Annotated in this window: 15 protein-coding genes and 1 tRNA gene; 12 read left to right on the top strand and 4 right to left on the bottom strand. The window is 68.3% G+C overall.

Going from position 1 to position 16,215, the window contains the following annotated elements:
* Positions 1 to 77: 77 nt before the first annotated feature.
* Positions 78 to 151 (top strand) — tRNA-Ile (locus AOZ06_RS30500).
* A 779-nt stretch (positions 152 to 930) separates the two neighbouring features.
* Here the strand turns inward: AOZ06_RS30500 and AOZ06_RS30495 are convergent.
* Together AOZ06_RS30495 and AOZ06_RS30490 are read right to left on the bottom strand one after the other, a co-directional pair.
* Positions 931 to 2,115 (bottom strand): cytochrome P450, encoded by a 1,185-nt coding sequence (locus AOZ06_RS30495; RefSeq protein ID WP_054292556.1) that lies wholly within the window; start codon positions 2,113 to 2,115, stop codon positions 931 to 933.
* Positions 2,112 to 2,795: a TetR/AcrR family transcriptional regulator gene (locus tag AOZ06_RS30490; protein ID WP_236951791.1), complete on the bottom strand. Its 684-nt coding sequence runs from the start codon at positions 2,793 to 2,795 to the stop codon at positions 2,112 to 2,114. The genes AOZ06_RS30495 and AOZ06_RS30490 overlap by 4 nt, the downstream gene beginning before the upstream one ends.
* A gap of 188 nt (positions 2,796 to 2,983) precedes the next feature.
* On the opposite strand from AOZ06_RS30490, the gene AOZ06_RS30485 reads away from it, so the two are divergent.
* From AOZ06_RS30485 to AOZ06_RS30455, 7 genes are all read left to right on the top strand, one after another.
* On the top strand, positions 2,984 to 5,602 hold the full coding sequence (locus tag AOZ06_RS30485; RefSeq protein WP_054292554.1) for a beta-N-acetylglucosaminidase domain-containing protein: 2,619 nt from the start codon (positions 2,984 to 2,986) through the stop codon (positions 5,600 to 5,602).
* A complete protein-coding gene (locus AOZ06_RS30480) occupies positions 5,595 to 6,371 on the top strand; it encodes a WXG100 family type VII secretion target (RefSeq protein ID WP_054292553.1) in 777 nt (258 codons plus the stop codon). Before AOZ06_RS30485 ends, AOZ06_RS30480 begins: the two co-directional genes overlap by 8 nt.
* 38 nt (positions 6,372 to 6,409) lie before the next feature.
* Positions 6,410 to 6,955 (top strand): RNA polymerase sigma factor, encoded by a 546-nt coding sequence (locus tag AOZ06_RS30475; RefSeq protein WP_054292552.1) that lies wholly within the window; start codon positions 6,410 to 6,412, stop codon positions 6,953 to 6,955.
* Positions 6,956 to 6,963: 8 nt separating this feature from the next.
* A complete protein-coding gene (locus AOZ06_RS30470) occupies positions 6,964 to 7,995 on the top strand; it encodes a CU044_5270 family protein (RefSeq protein WP_054292551.1) in 1,032 nt (343 codons plus the stop codon).
* 327 nt (positions 7,996 to 8,322) lie between these two features.
* The gene (locus tag AOZ06_RS30465; RefSeq protein WP_054292550.1) at positions 8,323 to 9,669 is read left to right on the top strand and encodes an ABC transporter substrate-binding protein; all 1,347 of its coding nucleotides are present in this window, start codon (positions 8,323 to 8,325) and stop codon (positions 9,667 to 9,669) included.
* An 11-nt stretch (positions 9,670 to 9,680) separates the two neighbouring features.
* Complete coding sequence (locus tag AOZ06_RS30460; protein ID WP_054292549.1) at positions 9,681 to 10,559, top strand: carbohydrate ABC transporter permease; 879 nt, start codon at positions 9,681 to 9,683, stop codon at positions 10,557 to 10,559.
* Positions 10,540 to 11,397 (top strand): carbohydrate ABC transporter permease, encoded by an 858-nt coding sequence (locus AOZ06_RS30455; RefSeq protein ID WP_054292548.1) that lies wholly within the window; start codon positions 10,540 to 10,542, stop codon positions 11,395 to 11,397. Before AOZ06_RS30460 ends, AOZ06_RS30455 begins: the two co-directional genes overlap by 20 nt.
* Positions 11,398 to 11,399: 2 nt before the next feature.
* On the opposite strand, the gene AOZ06_RS30450 is transcribed toward AOZ06_RS30455, so the two are convergent.
* On the bottom strand, positions 11,400 to 11,741 hold the full coding sequence (locus AOZ06_RS30450) for a hypothetical protein (RefSeq protein WP_054292547.1): 342 nt from the start codon (positions 11,739 to 11,741) through the stop codon (positions 11,400 to 11,402).
* A 215-nt stretch (positions 11,742 to 11,956) separates the two neighbouring features.
* Between AOZ06_RS30450 and AOZ06_RS30445 the strand changes: the two genes are divergently transcribed.
* From AOZ06_RS30445 to AOZ06_RS30430, 4 genes are all read left to right on the top strand, one after another.
* Positions 11,957 to 12,979: a medium chain dehydrogenase/reductase family protein gene (locus tag AOZ06_RS30445; RefSeq protein WP_054292546.1), complete on the top strand. Its 1,023-nt coding sequence runs from the start codon at positions 11,957 to 11,959 to the stop codon at positions 12,977 to 12,979.
* Positions 12,980 to 13,041: 62 nt separating this feature from the next.
* Complete coding sequence (locus tag AOZ06_RS30440; RefSeq protein WP_063810136.1) at positions 13,042 to 13,413, top strand: NIPSNAP family protein; 372 nt, start codon at positions 13,042 to 13,044, stop codon at positions 13,411 to 13,413.
* Positions 13,414 to 13,506: 93 nt separating this feature from the next.
* A complete protein-coding gene (locus tag AOZ06_RS30435) occupies positions 13,507 to 14,985 on the top strand; it encodes an MFS transporter (RefSeq protein WP_054292545.1) in 1,479 nt (492 codons plus the stop codon).
* Positions 14,982 to 15,632 carry a class I SAM-dependent methyltransferase gene (locus tag AOZ06_RS30430; protein ID WP_054292544.1) on the top strand — a complete coding sequence of 217 codons (651 nt, stop codon included), beginning with the start codon at positions 14,982 to 14,984 and terminating at the stop codon, positions 15,630 to 15,632. The genes AOZ06_RS30435 and AOZ06_RS30430 overlap by 4 nt, the downstream gene beginning before the upstream one ends.
* Here AOZ06_RS30430 and AOZ06_RS30425 read toward each other — a convergent pair.
* Positions 15,625 to 16,152 (bottom strand): ATP-binding protein, encoded by a 528-nt coding sequence (locus AOZ06_RS30425; RefSeq protein ID WP_083472033.1) that lies wholly within the window; start codon positions 16,150 to 16,152, stop codon positions 15,625 to 15,627. The genes AOZ06_RS30430 and AOZ06_RS30425 overlap by 8 nt on opposite strands.
* Between the last annotated feature and the right edge of the window lie 63 nt (positions 16,153 to 16,215).

Genomic DNA, 16,215 nt, shown 5'->3' with positions numbered 1-16,215 from the left:
CCGACCGGTTGAGCAACAGAAGCCGCCGCATACCCAACCCCGGGGCAAGCAACCACCCCAGGGCCAGGAACGCACACGCTCCCGTAGCTCAACCGGTCAGAGCAGGACGCTTATAACGTCAAGGTCGCGGGTTCAAACCCCGCCGGGAGCACCCACCAGGGCAACCCCGCCCACCGCCGCACAACTCCACCCGCCGCAACTCCCGAAGGACACCCACAGCCCCCGGAGGACACCCGGCGCACTCCGAAACGCCGTGCGGCGACCGCACGATGCCGCCAGCCGCCGAAGAAGACAACGGAGACCGCGCAGTGCGAGGCCGAACCAGACAGTTGGTGGCCGTCTCGAAACGTTGACAAGCCTTCTCGGCGGCCCAGTTTCCCGCTGGCCGCAGCGCAGAAAGGCGGTGGACAACAAGCCTGTTCCTGCGGCATGCCCAGCCGCCAGAACGTCGTCGAAGTCGACAGGTGCAGCACCAGCGACGCCAACCCGGCCACCAGCACTCCACGGGACAAGATGGTCCCTCGCCGGGAGGCAGACCTCTGGGCAGGAGCACCCCCGACGCACACTTCCGCGCTTGCGCGCGGGGGTCCTGTTCGCTTCTTCGTGTTGGTGGCTCTCGGAATGTTGCTGGTCTTGTTCGGCGGATCCGGTTTCCGTCGGGGTGTCGTAGGAAGGGTCTTGTTGTACCAGCGCCTTTTGCGGTGCGGCCGGTGGGAAGCTGGGCCGTCGGGATGGCTTGTCGACGTTTCGGGACGGGCCGCCAACTGTCTTGGTTCGGCCTCGCCAGTGCGCGGTCTCGGTTGTCTTCTTCGGCGCCCTGCTTAGTCAAGACCGAGACGCCCGACATATGAGGTAACCCACCGGAAGCTCGCTAGCAGCGGGAAAGAACCATCGCCGGAAGGAAGACCGAAGAGAAAACGAGGCCGGGACTCAAGTGAACATTGGCAGCGAGCGGACGCCTGCCATGTACGGGCTGGGCAGGAACTCCGCTGGCTTCTGCGGGTCGGTGTGCAGGGTGGGGTAGCGGTCCAGCAGGATGTTCAGTGCGACGCGGCCTTCCAGCCTGGCCAGTGGTGCGCCGACGCAGAAGTGGATTCCTCGGCCGAATGCCATGTGGGGGTTCGGGTCTCGGCCGATGTCGTAGGTTCCCGGGTCGGTGAACTGGCGTGGGTCTCTGTTCGCCGCGCCGATCCAGATCAGCAGCATCTCGTCTTCGGGGATGGTGTGTCCTGCGAGGCTCACTTCGCTGTCGGTGATCCTTGCCAGTGCGGTGAACGGCGTGAAGTACCGCAGTGACTCCTCGATCGCGGACGGCACCAGTGCGCGGTCCGCGCGGACTCTCGCCATCTGCTCGGGGTGGTTGTCGAGGCAGACGATGGTGTTGCCCAGCAACATGGTTGTGGTGATGTGTCCGGCTATCAGGAGGACCATCGCGAAGTTCACGATCTGGGTGTCGGTGAGGCGTTCACCGTCCACTTCTGCTTCGACGAGTTTGCCGAGCAGGTCTTCGCGTGGGTTGCGTCGGCGGTCCGCCGCGTGTTCGCCCAGGTATCTCTTGAAGTTCTCGGTTTCTTCGAGTGTGGCCTTCCGTGCGCTTTCCTGGTCGGCACTGTTTTCCTTCAGCGAGAACTCCTGTGTGTTCTCGAACATTCCGTCCACCCAGTTCTTGAACAGCTCGCGGTCGCTGCTGGGCACGCCCAGCAGTTCCGCGATCACGATGACCGGCAACGGGTACGCGAGGTCGTTGACCAGCTCCAGGTGGTCTCGTCCCGCGGCCGCGTCGAGCAGTTCGTGGGTGAGTTCGGCGATCCGGGGCTCCAGGTTCGCCACGACTTTCGGCGTGAACGCGTGGCTGACCAGGTTGCGCAGCTTCCTGTGCTCCGGCGGGTCCAGCTGCAGGAGGTTGCCTTCCGTGCCTTCTTCCGTGTCGGGCACTTTGCGGTTGGTGTGCGACGAGAAAACAGCGGTGTCGCTGAGGACGTGCACCGCTTCCTGGTAGCCGTAGACGTGCCACGTGCCTTGTTCTTCCTTGTACTCCACCGGGTCTTCGGGCACGTGCCCGCGCAGCCAGAACTGTTGGTCGTGGATACCCCATGTGTCGGCGAGAGTGCTCATTCGTCCTCCCCGTCGTCGGAATAGAGCTGTTTGCGGTAGCTGTCGATGACGTCCTCGCAGATCGCCGCCACCTCCGCGGCTGCGGCTGCGAGCGCGTCAGTGTTCGGCCGGGTGGCTGGTTCGAACGTGGCCCGTAGGGCGTGCGCCATCGAGTCCGCTTTTGCTCGGGCGTCGATTCCCGCGCTTTCCGGGGTGTCGTCGATCAGGTAGAAACCGGTCGACACCGCGGTCATCGCGTACCGGAGGTTGGGCATGTCGGTACGGATCAGCCCGTGCCGCGCCCAGATGTCGTGGATCTGGTCGGCCGCGATCAGGTCCTGACCCGCGTGCGGGCTGTCCCGCAGTTGGCCGAGGAGTTCGGCGTCCCCGGTGACCAGGGCCATCACCAGCGGGTCGTCGAGGCAGATCAGGAACCCGCTGCTGCTCATGCGGTGCGGCATGACCTCGGCCGGGTCCGCGCGCAGCCGTTCGAGCAACGCGACGATCAGGGCGATCGACTGCCGCCGCAGCAGGGCGTCGAACAGTTCCTGCTTGGTACGCCAATGCAGGTAGACCGTGCCCTTGCCGATCCCCGCCCGCCGGGCGATGTCCTCGATGGTGACCTTCCGGTACCCGAACCGCAGCAGCAGTTCCCCAGCCGCGTCGAGGATCCGGTCGGTCCGACGCTCATGATCCCGCACCACGCCACCCTTGCTGACCGTTTGACCAGAATCGTGTTTCTGGTCAAAACGACGGTAGCACCGCATCGCTCGTGCTTGCTACTCCCGGGGCTACTCATCTCCGCACTCGTGTGGTCCGATGACTTTGTCGAGAAGTAACGACATGTGTGTTAAAACCGAAATGCGGTAACCATGCGAGGAGGCTGGCGTTGACCTTCGGCACCCGCACACTCGGCGCGCTGATCGCCGTGATCGCCCTGTCCACGGCCCTCGCGCCAACCGCCACGGCACAGCCGAGCCAGGCCAACGGCCCGGCGGTGTACCCGAGACCCCAGTCCACGACTTCCCGGCCGGAGACAGTGCGGATCCCCGCGACGGTGAACCTGGTCGTGGCGGACGGTGCTGACTGGGCCGCTGTGGGCGTGGTTCGTGACGTGCTCGTCGCGGCCGGCGTGCGCAAGGTCGACGACCGCGGCAGTGCGCTGAGCGTCTACGTGGGCAGGCACCCGGATGCCTTGCAAGCACTGGGAGTCAAGGGCACCGAAGGTATGGGCGCCGAGGGATACGTCGTGGCCGTCGGAACGGGGCGGGATCGGCTGTCGCGCATGGTCGTGGACGGAGTCGACGACGCGGGAACGTTCTACGCGGCACAGACACTGCGTCAGCTTGTTCAAGGTTCCGCCGTGCGTGGCGTGGAGGTCCGGGACTGGCCGTCGTTGCGTTGGCGTGGTGTGGTCGAAGGCTTCTACGGCCCGCCTTGGTCGCATGAGGCGCGACTGGACAGCTTCGACTATTTCGGCCGCCACAAGATGAATCTGTACTTCTACACGCCCAAGGACGACCCATACCTGCGCGCTGAGTGGCGTCTGCCGTACCCGGCGGACCAGCTCGCGCGGCTCGACGAATTGGTCAAGCGTGCCAAGGCGAACCACGTCGAATTCGGCTATGTGCTGTCGCCGGGTTTGTCGATCTGCTACTCGCGCGAGTCGGAGACCGACACGCTGATCGCGAAGTTCACCTCGCTGTACCGGCTCGGTGTGCGCATGTTCGTGGTCGCGCTCGACGACATCGACTACCAACGGTGGAACTGCGACGAGGACCGCGCGGCGTTCGGAACCGGCCCGGCCGCGGCGGCGAGCGCCCAGGCGCACGTGATCAACCGGGTGCAGCGCGAGTTCGTCGCCGCCAACCCAGGCACGTTGCCTGTGCAGACGGTGCCGACCGAATACTGGGGCCTGAACAAATCCGCCTACACGAACAAGCTCGCCTCCACGCTCGACCCGAACGTGATCGTGCAGTGGACAGGTGTGGACGTGGTCTCACGCAAGATCACCAAGGCCGAGGTGGCCACCGCGCACGACAACTTCCAGCACCCGCTGCTGCTGTGGGACAACTACCCGGTCAACGACTACGTCCCCGGCCGGTTGCTGCTCGGCCCGTTGACCGCCCGCGAACCGGGGCTCGGCGCGTCCACCACAGGACTGGCGGCCAACCCGATGCCGCAGGCACACGCGTCGAGACCGGCGTTGTTCACGGTCGCTGACTACACCTGGAACGACACCGCCTACGACCCGGCCAGGTCGTGGGCAGCGGGTCTGGCCGAACTCGCGGGCGGCAACAAGCGCACGCTCGCCGCGCTGACGGCGTTCGCCGACGTCAACTTCTCGTCACGACTGGACGAACGGCAGGCACCGCGGCTCACGGGTGACATCGACCGGTTCTGGAAAGCGTGGTCGGCCGGGAATCCGGCGGCGGCCTTCCGGCTGTACAACGCCTTGCGGCAGGTGCACGACGCCCCTGGGGTGCTACGGGAGACGCTGCGGGACCCGGCGTTCCTGGCCGACACCAAGCCATGGCTCGATGCCACCGGCGCGTGGGGGCAGGCGGCGTTGACTGCGCTCGACATGCTTGCCGCGCAACGCGCGGGCAACGGTGAACTGGCGTGGGCACGGCGGCAGGCGCTGCCCGCGCTGGTCGCCAAGGCAAGGTCGTTCGTCTGGGTCGGCCTTGACCCGAATCGCACGGTGCGGGTGGATGTCGACCCGGTCGTGGACCGGTTCGTCAAGGACGCCGTCGCGGACAACGACCGGTGGCTGGGCCTGCGGGCTTCGACGGTCACACCGTCGTCCAGCCTGCCCCTGTACGACAGTCAGTTCCCGGTGGACAACATGGTCGACGGCGACCCGGACACGTACTTCTGGGGTGGCGCGGCGGCGCAACCGGGCACAGTGGTCGGTGTGGATCTCGGCACGGTACGGCCGGTCACGGGTGTCGATGTCCTGATGGCCAAGGACGACCGCCCGAGTGACTACATCCAGCACGGCGTGGTCGAGTACTCCACCGACGGCACGACCTGGACCACCGGCCCGGTGTTCCACACGACGACCGAGGTGAGAGTGGACTTGGGACGGGTGTCCGCGCGGTTCGTCCGCCTCAAGGCAACCCGGGCACAACCCAACTGGGTGGTCGTGCGCGAGTTCGAGGTCCGCCTCGGTGACAACCCGGTCGTGTCCGGAGCGCCGGAGGGTGACTTCCCCCGAGCGGCCGACGGCAAGCCGGGCACGGCGTACCGGGCAACTCGCCCGCCCACCGCCGGTGAGGCGCTGACAGTCGTCCTCCCCGAGGCCCGCAGGCTCGACAAGGTCGTCATCCTGGCGGACGCACGTGCTGAGGTTCAGGTGCGGACAGGGGACCGCTGGGCCACGATCGGCCGGCTTACCAGCAGCTACACGGCGCTTGCGGTGCACGGCACGACGGACGCGATCAGGTTGGAGTGGAAAACGGGTTCACCACCGCCGGTGGTGTACGAGATCGTGGGGCATGGCTGACGGCCTCATCCGGCACATCGACAACCTCGTGGGCATACGCGTGCGCTTCGCGGCTGTGCACGACGCGAGTGACTCCATCGCCTACGACGACCGCACGTACGGGCTGCTGTGCCGGTGGATCACCGAGGACTTCCAGGAGCGGCACGTCCGCCAGGACGAGCTGGTCGCGTACGTCGACGAGAACCTCCGGCTGATCGGTGAGACGTTGTGCGGCCTCGCCGGGGTGCGGCCCGCCGAGCTGGACCCGATCCGGCTGGCGGCGGCACCCAGCTTGGTCGAGCCGGTCGCCGCGCCGGGCGCGGGCTGGACGATCGAGCACTTCGAGCCGCTGCGTGCGGTGCTCGACCTGCTCACCGGCGAGCCGGACGTCATCGCCTCGCACGTGGCGACCTGGTACAACATCGCCGCCGAGCTGGAGTCGATGGCTGATGACCTGGCGCACTTCGTCGACCACGACACGCCTGACTGGCGCGGCGCCGAAGCGGCCGAACACCAGCGCCTGATGGGCTACAACGTGGAGGCGATCAGGGGCCTCAGCGCGGTGTCGGCGGCACTCGCGGACACCACGCAGAGCACCGGCCTGCTCGTCTCCCAGACCAGGGGGATCGTGCGTGACCTGGTCATCGACCTGATGGCGCTGGTGGTGCCGCCGCCTTCGGCCAGGCCGCTGGCCGAGGGCACGTTCGCGCGCTGGACCTGCCGGATCGCCGTGTACGCCGTCGCACTGAACATCGCGTTGACCCACCTCGGTGACAGGCTCAACGGGTAGCGCGTGAACGTCCCGGGCGGTTTCCCGGAAGTAAGGGCATGACGAAAACCGAATGGGATCGGCCGAACCTGACCGATCCGGCGGTGTTCGGCAGCCTGTTCGACCGGCACGGCGGTGACCTGCACCGGTACCTGGCCCGGCGGGTCGGGCCGGCGGCTGACGACCTGCTCAGCGAGACGTTCCTGGTCGCGCTGGAGCGGCGGCACACCTACGAGCCGACCCGTTCGGTCGTACGCGCGTGGCTGTTCGGGATCGCGACGAACCTGCTGCGCAGGCACACCGCGCAGGAGGTGCACACGCTCCGGCTGACTGCGCGGGCAGCGGCTTCGGCGAACACGCACGTGGACGCGCCGGACATCACGGTCGCCGAACGGGTGGACGCGCAGGACACCATGCGGCGTCTGGCCGGGGCACTGGCCGAGATGCCTGTCGGTGACCGCGACGTGTTGCTGCTGTTCTCGTGGGCCGAGCTGTCGTTCGCCGAGGTGGCCGTCGCCCTTGACATTCCAGTGGGCACCGTCCGGTCCCGGATGCACCGGGTTCGCAAGGTGCTGCGCTCCGAGCTACTCAGCCTGACGGCGTAGGGGTTGACATGACCGACGAAGATTTCCTGGCGCCGCTGCTCACCCGTGCGCTCACCGATCTGCACGACGTCGAGCCGGACGAACGGGCGCTGCGCAAGGCACGCGCGGACCTGATGGAGGCGGTGGCCCGTGCCGCCCCGGTTCGCAGGCGGCGGCACTGGGGGAGATGGGTCGCCGCGGCCGCTGTCCTGGTTGTGCTCGTTCCCGGTGGCCTGGTGGCGTCGACGTTCACGCAGGCGCCGCGCTACGCGTCCGCGGCCGATGTGCTCATCAAAGCCGCCGACGAGATCAAGAACGTCGACTTCGTGCTCGCACCCGGCCAGTACCTGTACTCACGAGGGCACGGCTGGCACCTGGTCGAGCTCGGCAGTGCGCGCCGGACCTACCTGTACATCGACGAGCGCACGGTCGAACTGTGGATCCCGGCTGACCCCAGGCAGGAGTGGATGGGCCGGTATCCGGGGAACGGTCAGCGCACGTGGATCCACGGCACCGAGGCGGAGGCGCGAGCGGACGGGTTGCTTGACGGCGACTTCGACAACGCCGCCGGACCGGAGGTGCGCGCCCCGTGCGGTGACTGGGGCGCGGCGCAGGCGGGGCGCAAGCCGTGCGAGGGTCTCGGCGGCTGGACTGGTCCCCAGCCGCCGGAGTTCTACGAGAAGTTGCCGACCGACCCGCGGCAGCTGTACGACCTGCTGCGCAAGGAAACGGCCGGCCGCGGCCAGCATCCCGACGTGCAGATGCTGGTGCAGTCCCTGTACGTGATCGGCGCCCCGCAGGTGCCTGCCCGGATCCGCGGCACCTTCTACCGCGCGCTCGCGTTGATGCCGTCGTTGCGGATCACCGAGCAGAGCTCCACTTTGGATGGCGAGGTCGGTGTCGCGATCGGCGTCGACGGTGGTGTCGCCAGGATGGAGGTCATCGTGGATCCGGAGACGGGCCGGTACATCGGGCAGCGGCAGTGGACCGACGGCCGTCTGCACACCACCGACTCGGTGTCGGTGGGTGTCGTGGACGGCATGGGCATGCGACTGTCCTGACCAGGGTGTGCTGTGGGGTTTCGCACACCGCGGTTCGGCCGGGCCGGGCAACCTCGGGAGGTCGAGTGGTCCACCTGCGGATAGGGCCGCTGTGTTCCACTGTGGATGATCGTTGGCCGGCGGCCGGGGACACGTCGGGGGCCGGTCCGGCCCGATTCGGCCATCCCGCTGGTCAACCGGCGCCCCGGCCGAGTATGTTCTGCGCCGGGAAGATCAGCCGGTGCGACTGGGGCCCGGTTGTCTACTGGGGACGTGCATGTCCGTCCCCGGATCCGGTCGGTTCGAAAGCGCGCACGTCCGGCTGCGCTGAACAAGGAGTTTGTTGTGATGAGTCCGAAGCGGAGGCTGGCCGCCCTGGGGGCGGTCGTGCTCAGCCTCGTGGTCACCGCTTGCAGCGGTGGTGGCGGCATGGCCCCGGCCGCTGGCCCCAACCCAGTCAACTGGCGTGACTCCATCAAGGGCGGTGCGCTGGAGGTCGGCGTGCTGTCGGCCGAGGGCACGCCCGGCCTGAAGCTGCTGCAGGGGATCGCCGACGGCATGAAAGCCGACTACAGCGGCTCGGACATCAAGCTCACGTTCGCCAACACCCTGGCCCGTCCCGCCATCGAGCAGCGCTGGCGTGCGGGCAAGCCGCTCGACGTCGACTACGAGATGTTCGACGCCACCAACCCGGCGAAGGTCGCGTGGGCCGACGAGGGCGCGTTGCTCGACCTCAAGCCGTACCTGGAACAGGTGGACCCGCAGACCGGCAAGCCGTGGCTGGAGCGGTTCAACCCGACGCTGCGCAAGTTCATGCAGCACCCGAAGGACGGCAAGATCTACGGCGTCCCGTCCGAGCTGTCGCTGCACGTGCTGTTCTACAACGCCAAGATCTTCCGGCAGCTGGGCGTCCAGCCGCCGAAGACCTGGGACGAACTGCTCGCTGCCGCCGACAAGCTCAAGGCGGGCGGTGTCGACCCGATCGCGATCACCGGCCTGTTCGAGCCGTACATGGGCATGTGGAGCGACCACCTCTGGATGCGCACGGTCGGCTACGACAAGGCCCGTGCCGTGCTGACCGAGGGCAAGGGGCACATCACCGAGAACCCCGGTTTCCTGCAGGGGTTGCAGATGTTGCAGCAGCTGCGCGACAAGGGCTCGTTCCTCAAGGGTTTCGAGGGGACCGACTTCACCGCCGCGGAAACGCAGTTCTTCCAGGGCAAGGCCGGCATGATCCTGATGGGCACCTGGCTGGTCAGCGAGATGGCCAACGTCATCCCCAAGGACTTCGAGCTCGGCGTGATCGCGTTCCCGTCCGTGCCGGGTGCCGCGGGTGACCAGGGCGCGATGATGGCAGCGCTGCAGAACGTCGCGGTCGCGGCCAAGAGCCAGAACATCCCGATGGCACTGGAATGGGCTCGCCGGCTGACCAGCGTCGAGGTGCAGACCAAGCGCGCCAACGAGATCGGTGAGGTGTCCGCGGTGACCGGCGTGCCCAGCCCGCCCGGCATCCCCGGGATCGACAAGGTGATGGCCGGGGCGGACGCGTTCAACCCACGCGAGTACGCGCTGACCCAGAGCAAGGCCAAGGATGTGGTCTACCCGCAGATCGCCCGCCTGGTGTTCGGCAAGCAGGACGCCAAGCAGACGTTGGAAGAGCTCGACAAGGGCCTGCGCCGGGTCTACGGGAACTAGGGAGTTCGGCTGTGTACCGGGTCGCCCAGCGGCGGATCGTCATCCCGTTCCTGCTCCCGGCGCTCGCGCTGCTCGGGGTGTTCTTCCTTTACCCGCTGGGCAACACGGTCGTGCTGTCGCTCAACGAGTTCTCCCGCACCGGGGCGTACAAGTTCGTCGGACTGGAGCAGTACCAGCGGTTGCTGGGCGACCCGGACTACGGCGGCGCGCTGGTCAACACGTTCATGATCACGTTCATCGGCGGGTGCATGCTGTTCCCGCCCGCGGTGGCCATCGCCTGGGCGCTGAACCAGCGCATCCGCGGCGAACGGTTCTTCCGGTTCGTGGTCTTCGCGCCGGTCGTGCTGTCCGTGGCGATCGTGGCGCTGCTGTGGAAGTTCCTGCTGCACCCCACGCTGGGCCTGATCAACCCGGCGCTGGCCGACATCGGGCTCGGCGCGCTGGCCAGGACCTGGCTCGGTGACCCGGCCACAGCGCTGGCGTCGGTCGCGTTCGTCACGGTGTGGCACGGGATCGGGATCTGGGTGGTGCTGCTGTCGGCCGGCTTCGAGCGGCTGCCGAAGGAGGTGCTCGAGGCGGCGCGGATCGACGGGGCGGGGGAGTGGCGGGTGTTCCGCAGCGTGATGCTGCCGATGATGCGCGACCTGTTCCGGGTGCTGATCGTGCTCTGGTTCGTGCAGAGCATGCAGGCGTTCGCCTACGTGTACATCATGACCCGCGGCGGCCCGTTCATGTCGACCGAACTGGTGGGGACGCTGTCCTACCGGAGCGCGTTCGAGTTCGGCCAGCTGGGTTACGCGGCGACGATGGGCATCGTGCTCGTCGTGATCATCCTGTCCGTGGCGGTCATCCTGAACAAGGTGTTGAAGCGTGAGCCGCTCGAGTACTGACCGCGCGCCGTGGCGCCGCAACCACCTGGTGATCTACCTGTGCCTCGGGGCGGTGGCGTTGTCCAGCGCCAGCGCGTTCGCGTGGGTGTTCAACTCGTCGATGAAGACGAACACCGAGTTCATGCAGACCTCGCCGTGGAGCTGGGCGAGCTCGTTGCGCTGGGAGAACTACGCGAACGCGTGGGCCAGCGCGCATGTCGGGTCGTACTTCGGCAACAGCGTGATCGTCAGCGTGTCGTCGACCGTGCTCGGTGTGGTGGTCGCCGCGTTCGCCGCGTACCCGATCGCGCGGATTCCGTTCCGCGGCAACGGTGTCGTGCTGACGGTGTTCCTGCTCGGGTTGATGGTGCCGTGGATGGTCACCTTCATCCCGCTGTACCTGACGCTGCTCGACCTCGGTCTGCTGGACACCAGGGTCGGGCTGATCCTGGTGTACGCGACGTACAACCTGCCGTTCAACGTGTTCGTGCTCGTGGGCTTCATGCGCACCCTGCCGAGGGAACTGGAGGAGGCCGCCGCCGTGGACGGCGCCGGCCCCACCCGCACGTTCCTGTCGGTGATCGCCCCGCTGCTCGGGCCGGGCCTGGCCTCCGTGGCGATCATCAGCTTCCTGCAGAACTGGAACGAGTTCTTCTACGCGCTGGTGCTGATCCAGTCCGACGAGAACATGACGCTCCCCTTGGGACTGTTCCAGCTCGGCCAGGCCGCCGACTACGGCACCAACTGGGTCACGCTGTTCGCCGGAATGCTGATCACGGTCGTCCCGGTGCTGCTGGTGGCGGCGATCATGCACAACCACATCACCAAAGGCCTCACCACCGGGGCGCTCAAGGGCTGAGCTCACCCGGCGTTCGCCACGGACTTCTTGCTCCGCGCGACGTGGTGCACGACAGCGACCGCGACGGCTGCGGCGACGACGAGGCCCGCGAGCGCCGGGTGCATGTCCTTGGACAGGCTCTGCGCCCGCTCCGGGCCGATCGCCCAGAGCGCCAGCGGCGTCGCGTAGACCGCGGCGAGCGCGGCGCCCGACCAGCGCAGCAGTGGGACGTTGGTGTCGCGCAGGCTGCCGTAGAGCACGAGGGCGACCGGGACGATGGCGAGCATGGCGAACTGGCCCGCGACCATGACGGCGACGGCCCAAGCCGAGATGACGACGAGCAGTGTGGGGCGCTGGGTGGTCATTGCTTCCTCCGTGAGATCGGGTCGCTGTGTGCCGGCATCGACTCTCCCGGCACGGCGGGGCCCCTCGCGTCGGTGATGACCACGTAGCCGCCGGGTCCGTCCCCGCCTGCGTATGCGTACTGATCGGCATCTACGTAATCGTCGCCGACGCGACCACCGCCTCCGCCCCGGCATCGTTGTCCTCATCAGGGCGAACGCCAGAAGGAGGAGGAAACATGATCACGGAAATCGAGCTGCCGGGTGTGGTCGGGCCGGACGGTCTGCGGCTGCGTACCCGCGACGTGCCGCGGCTGCAGGCCGGGCAGGCGCTGGTCCGGATGGAGGCGACCGGGGTCTCGTTCGCCGAGCAGCAGATGCGCCGCGGCAAGTACTACGACCAGCCGCCGTTCCCGTTCGTTCCCGGTTACGACGTCGTCGGCGTGGTCGAGGCGCTCGGCGACCGGAACTCCGGGTTCGTCGTCGGGCAGCGGGTCGCGTCGCTGACCAAGGTCGGTGGCTGGGCGAACCGGCTGGTCCTGCCCACCTCGGAGCTCGTCCCCGTGCCGGACGCGGTGAGCGCCGAGGACGCCGAAGCGGTGATCGTCAACGGTGTCACGGCACGGCGGATGCTCGCCATCGGGAAGGTCGGCCGCGGTGACAACGTGGTCGTGCTCGGCGCCAACGGCGGGGTCGGTTCCCTGCTGGTGCAGCTCGCCCAGCACGCGGGGGCCACGGCGGTGGGGATCGTGTCCAAGCGTCACATGCAGTACGTGCGTGACCTCGGAGCGATCGCGATCGACCGGGACTCCGACACCGCCGCCGAGGTCCGCGCCATCGCACCCGGCGGTGTGAAAGCGGTGTTCGACCACGTCGGCGGCGAGGGCATCCGCACTTCGTGGTCGATGCTCGGCCGCGGCGGGGTGCTCGTGTCGTACGGCACCGCCGCCACCCGCGACCAGGACGGCAACGCCAAGCTGCCGGTGCTGGCCCTGATCGGTCAGCTCCTGCTGTGGAACGCGCTGCCCAACGGCCGTTCGGCGACGTTCTTCAACATCTGGGCGGGCCGCAAGTTCAACCCCCAGCGCCACCAGGCCGCGTTGCGCGCCGACATGGAGGCCGTGTTCGGCCAGGTCGCCGCCGGGGTGATCAGCGCACGGATCGCCCGCAGCTTCCCGTTGTCGGACATCGCCGACGCGTTGCGGTTCGCCGAGTCCGGCACTGCCGCGGGCAAGGTCGTCCTGGTTCCCGACCAGGCGTGAGCCGAGGTTCGGTACCTGGGCTGAGTACCCTGGGAACGCGAATCGACCACGGGGGAGGACCGATGATCCTGGAGATTCGGACGTACCGGCTCAAGCCGGGGACGACCGGCGACTTCGTCGCCACCATGCGGGACGAAGTCGCTCCCCTGCTCGCCGAAGCGGGCATCCGCGTCGTGGACAGCGGGGCGTCGCTGGTGCGGGAGGACGGCCACGAGGAGGCGTACCTGATCCGGGCGTTCGACTCCGTGGAGCAGCGCGACGAGTTGGAGAGCGCGTTCTACGGCAGCGACATCTGGCGCCAGGGTCCCCGGGAAGCGATCGTCTCGCGGATCGAGTCCTACCACACGATCGTGCTCGCTGCTGCCGCCTTGACCTCCCCTACCACACGAAACACCGGTGACCGGGCGCAGGGTGGGAGTTCGACCAAAGGATGACCTGAGAAAATCCTCAGGGATGAGGTGGGCACGTCGGGTCTTGGAGACAGTGGAGACGTGCACCCCGTTACCACTCAGAAGGCGCAGGCGCCCATGCCTGTGATCCGTCGGCGCTGGGTCGTTCTGGCCGTGCTGTGCGCCAGTCTGCTGCTGGTCTCCGTGGACGCCACAGTGCTGCACATGGCGTTGCCCGCGCTGGCATCGGACTTACGCCCGAGCGCGACCGGGCAGCTGTGGATCATCGCGGCCTACTCGCTGATGGCCGCGCCGTTGTTGCTCGCGTTCGGCACACTGGGGGATCGCTACGGGCGCCGCAAGGTCCTCGTCCTCGGCTACGTCGTGTTCGGACTGGCGTCCCTCGCCTGCGCGTGGGCGCCGAACGTGCCGGTGCTGATCGCGGCGCGGGCGCTGCTCGGCGTCGGCGGCGCGATGATCATGCCGGCCACGTTGTCCCTGCTGCGCCAGGCTTTTCCCGATCGGGCCGAGCGCAGGACGGCGATCGGGATCTGGAGCGGGATCGCCGGGTCCGGCGCGGTGCTGGGGCCGTTGCTCGGCGGGTTCCTGGTGGAGACGTTCTCGTGGCACGCCGCGTTCCTGATCAACGTCCCGGTGATGATCGCGGCGATTCCGTTGACCTACTGGCTGATCCCCGAATCCGCCGACCCGCCGGACGGCCCGTGGGATCTGCGCAGCGCGGTCCTCGCCGCACTCGGCGTCGTCGGAATCGCCTTCGCTGTCAAGCAAACCGCGCACGGTGGAGCGATGTACGTGTTCGGCCCGCTGGCCGGGGTGATCGGGCTCGTGCTGCTCACGGTCTTCGTCGTCCGGCAACGGCAGTTGAAGGTTCCGCTGCTGGACGTGTCACTGTTCCGGCAGCCCGCGTTCCGCGTCGCCGTGGGCAGCGTGTTGCTCGTCCTGATGTCCGTTGTGGGGCTTGGCTTGTTGTTCGCGCAGTACCTCCAGTTGGTGCTGGCGCTGGAACCGATGCAGGCCGCGTTGCGGCTGCTGTTCGTGATGGGCGCGGCGATCGTCGGCAGTGTCGTGGCTGGCCCGTTGCTGCAGCGGTTCGGCAACCGGATGATGACGCTCGCCGGGTTCGCCGTCGGTGCGCTGGCGCTGCTGTGCGCCGCCGCCGGGCTGACCGAGGCCGAGAACCTCTGGCTGCTCGGACCTGTGCTGGCGGCCATCGGGTTCGGCATCTCGGTGTCCCTCACGGCCGCGTCCGACGCCATGCTCGCCGCCGCACCGGCGGAACAGGCAGGCGCGGCGGCCGCGGTGGAGGAGACCGCGTACGAACTCGGCGCGGGACTCGGTGTCGCCGTGCTGGGCAGCCTGGCCACCGCCGCGTACGCCGCGGGCATGCCCGCCACTCCCGCCCGTGACGGGCTGACCGAGGCGGTGAACATCGCCGCCGGGCTCCCGGCCGAGGCCGGTGCGAGTCTGATGGAACTGGCCCGTTCCGCGTTCGTCGACGGCCTCCGGCTCGCCATGGTGACCGGTGCCGTCCTGTTTGTCGTTGCCGCGGTCGCCGCGGCGCGTGCTCTGCCGAAAACGAAGGAAACCACAGCATGACCACGATTGAGCGCACGGCGGAACCGGCTGTCCGAGGGGGATGGCGTACGCCTGCCGCGCTGTACCGGCTGATCAGCAGCCCGGCACTGCGCGCGGTACTGGGATGGGACCTGCCCCGCCACGACGTCCGCGTGATCACCCGCAAGCCCGGGGCGGTGTGCCTGGAGGTCGGCAGCGGCGGTGGTTTCTACACGCGGGCACTGAAAGCCCACCTCGGCGAAGGCAGCACCCTGATCGCGCTGGACCCGTCCGCACGCGGCACACGATCGCTCGAGCAGGACCTCCGCACCCTGCCCGGCGCGGACACGGTGTGCGTCACCGGCGACGGCTGCCGGCTGCCGCTGGCCGACGACACAGCCGACACGCTGTTCTACGGCTACAGCCTCGAGGAGATGCCCGACCCGATCGGTGCGATCCGTGAGGCGCACCGGGTCCTGGCACCAGGCGGGGAACTCGTGCTGTTCCTCTGGCGCCCGGTGATGAACCGGCACCGCCGCCGCCCGGTCATCGACCTGCTGGAGACCCTGTTCGAACGCGACCGGTCCGCGGTCGGGCCGCAGAACCTGCGTCTGGTCTACCGCAAGCCCGTCGAGGAGATCTGCGCACAGGACGAGCTGCACGCCTGTCCACTGTGCACCGTCAGCTGACGTACCAGCCGAGCAACGCCACTGTGCCCCCGTCCGCGCCACCGTCGGCGGGGTACAGGTCGAACCGGTCGGCCAGCTTGCCCATCAACAGCAGGCCACGCCCGCGCACACCCGGTTCGCTCGGGGCGAGCCACGCGCCCTTGTCGGCCACGACGACGTACGCCATCCGCTGCTCCGGGTTGTGCCCGCAGAACAGCCCGACCGTGCCGGGCTCGGCCTCCGGCCTGCCGCGGTAGCCGTGCTCGATCGCGTTGGTGACCGCCTCGTCCACGGCGAGCACGATGTCGTCGGCGCCGTAGTCGCCGAGCCCGAGGCCACCCGCCCACTGGCGTACGGCGCGTCGCTCGGCGGACAGGGCGGTGCCGACTCCGGCGAATCGGTGGAACACGAACGGTTGGTCCAGGTCCGCGCCCAGCACGGCTTCGCACACCGGGGCCGGTAGCACGCGCGCCCACGCGCGTGCGGCGTCGGCGGAGGTCACGGCAGGCCGGGACGGATCCGGGCCGGTGTCATCAAGCATGCGTTGCGCAGCTCCTCATACACGGGCGGGGCTGGTCGGGCCCGTGCGTGAGGTACCCACCGC

It is taken from the genome of Kibdelosporangium phytohabitans (assembly GCF_001302585.1).
In the GTDB taxonomy this organism is placed as follows: domain Bacteria; phylum Actinomycetota; class Actinomycetes; order Mycobacteriales; family Pseudonocardiaceae; genus Kibdelosporangium; species Kibdelosporangium phytohabitans.
The sequence above is the reverse complement of the archived record's forward strand: the minus strand, read 5'-3'. Positions and strand labels throughout refer to the sequence as shown.